At 70.1% G+C, this 1,866-nt stretch carries 3 protein-coding genes; 2 read left to right on the top strand and 1 reads right to left on the bottom strand.

Annotated elements, in window-relative coordinates; genetic code table 11:
• Nucleotides 1-250 precede the first annotated feature (250 nt).
• On the top strand, nt 251-997 hold the full coding sequence (locus AADR41_RS41970) for a DUF1838 family protein (RefSeq protein WP_342287721.1): 747 nt from the start codon (nt 251-253) through the stop codon (nt 995-997).
• Here AADR41_RS41970 and AADR41_RS41965 read toward each other — a convergent pair.
• Nucleotides 981-1,103: a hypothetical protein gene (locus AADR41_RS41965; protein ID WP_342287720.1), complete on the bottom strand. Its 123-nt coding sequence runs from the start codon at nt 1,101-1,103 to the stop codon at nt 981-983. The genes AADR41_RS41970 and AADR41_RS41965 overlap by 17 nt on opposite strands.
• Nucleotides 1,104-1,252: 149 nt before the next feature.
• On the opposite strand from AADR41_RS41965, the gene AADR41_RS41960 reads away from it, so the two are divergent.
• Nucleotides 1,253-1,864, top strand: coding sequence for a TetR/AcrR family transcriptional regulator (locus AADR41_RS41960; RefSeq protein WP_342287718.1), 612 nt, complete (start codon nt 1,253-1,255; stop codon nt 1,862-1,864).
• Nucleotides 1,865-1,866 lie beyond the last annotated feature (2 nt).

Here is a 1,866-nt window from a genome sequence, read left to right as displayed (position 1 = left end):
GCGGGGGAACAGCGCCGGGCAAGGGGCCCGCACCGCCGGGTTCGGACACCGTGCAACCTCCAGAGGCAGTGGTCTGATCAAGAATGACCAGACTATCGGAGGTGACTATTCGTCATTTGTCTTTTGTTCGGGGCTTCTTGTCAATTCCCGATCACGCGGATTTCGGTGAGGCGGCTTCTTCCAGCCGCTTTTGCTCCGGCTCAGGGCGTTTCCCGTCCGGCCGGGGCGGAGGTCGCGCAGAGTGGTCCGTATGACGACACCCGCAGAGCTGCTCCGCTCCTTCGCCCGCACCCGCGCATCGCTCGACGGCGAGGAGGTCACGTACTGGTGGTCCGGGGACGTGTATTCCTGGGCGCCCGACGAGCCCTACCAGCGCGTCTTCGGCTTCGAAGGGCTCAACGTCGCCCGCCTGGTCCAGGACGCCGAAGCCGGACCCGACGCCTACCGGCTGCTCACCCGCGAGGCCGCCTTCTACCTGGACCCGGCCACCCGCGAGATCCTGGAGACCTGGCAGGACCTGCCGGTGGTGCACGTCTGGAACGACCCGGCGAACCAGAAGTGGCGCCCCTTCCCGATCCCGACGACCGAGCTCGGCGGACAGCTCTGCTTCAGCCTGGAGATCCCGCTCGCCTATCCCTCGCCGCTGCCGGTGGCGCAGTACCCGGTCCACTCGGCGGGTGACACGTACAAGGCCCTGGAGCTCTTCCAGTTCTTCGCCGACCGGGCCGACCTGGCCGGTCCGGCCCCCGGTGTCCCGGCGACCATGTCGTGGTCCCGGATGTCGCCGTGGCTCCCGTGGATGGCCCGCGGGCAGCGGCCCGGTGGCCTCACCTTCCACTGCCGGGGCCGCAAGCTCGGCTCGTACGCCGAGGTCCCCGAGCGGACCCGCGCCTACATCGCCGGCCACCACCCGGAGTTCGCCCGGGCCCCGGAGAAGTGGAGCGAGCCGAACGAGACCAGCTGGACGTACTTCCGCAAGCTCAATCCGCCGCAGTAGGCGGGGCGGCGCCGCTGCCGACGCCGGTACAGGCAGCGGTGTCGACATTCACGACGTTCATGGTGTTCGTGGCGTTCATGGCGTTCATGGCGTTCATGGCGTTCATGAGGTCCGGCGTCCAGGCGTCGGCCGGCTCCGGGTGGTCGGCCCCCGAGATAATACGGCGGTACCATGAAGGCGTCCGGCCAGGCGAGCAGATGAGCGGCCGAGCAGCCGGACGGTGCGGGCACGACCGACGGGTGGAGACACGAGAGCATGCCGAAACGCGTGGACCACGAAGAACGGCGGGGGCAGATCGCCGAGGCGCTCGTCCGGGTCGCCGGGAGGCGCGGGCTGCACGCGGTCGGCATGCGGGACGTGGCGGCCGAGGCCGGCGTATCGCTGCGGCTGGTGCAGTACTACTTCGGGACCAAGGAGAAACTGCTGCTCTACGGGCTCCGCCACCTGACCGACCGGTTCACCGCACGCGTGGGCGACCGGCTGCGGGCCACCGGCGAGAACCCGGGGCCGCGCGCGACCGCCGAGGCACTGCTCCTGACCTCCCTCCCGACCGACGAGGAGAGCCGGACCTTTCACCTCCTCTACAGCTCCTACGCGATCCTCTCCGTGACCGACGAGGTGTTGGCGGCCCAGCCGTTCATCGACAGCCCGGACGCCGCCGAGGACGCCCTGACCGGACTGTTGCGGCAGGCGCAGGAGGACGGTCTCGCCGATCCCGGCGTGGACGCGCGCACCGAGGCCGTCAGCCTGCTCGCCATGGCGGCCGGCATGGGCACCAGCGTTCTGGTGGGTCAGCGGCCGGTGGAATCGGCCGCGGGGGTGCTGCGCCACCATCTGGACCGCATCTTCACGCCGCCCCGGGCGTAACC

The sequence above is a fragment of the Streptomyces sp. CLV115 genome (assembly GCF_038448545.1).
Taxonomy (GTDB): domain Bacteria; phylum Actinomycetota; class Actinomycetes; order Streptomycetales; family Streptomycetaceae; genus Streptomyces; species Streptomyces sanglieri.
The sequence above is the reverse complement of the archived record's forward strand: the minus strand, read 5'-3'. Positions and strand labels throughout refer to the sequence as shown.

Excerpts from the sequence above, each read along its gene's own strand:
- AADR41_RS41965 (WP_342287720.1), bottom strand. The coding sequence starts at position 1,103 with ATGAACGCCATGAACGCCATGAACGCCATGAACGCCACGAACACCATG.
- AADR41_RS41970 (WP_342287721.1), top strand. The coding sequence starts at position 251 with ATGACGACACCCGCAGAGCTGCTCCGCTCCTTCGCCCGCACCCGCGCA.
- AADR41_RS41960 (WP_342287718.1), top strand. The coding sequence starts at position 1,253 with ATGCCGAAACGCGTGGACCACGAAGAACGGCGGGGGCAGATCGCCGAG.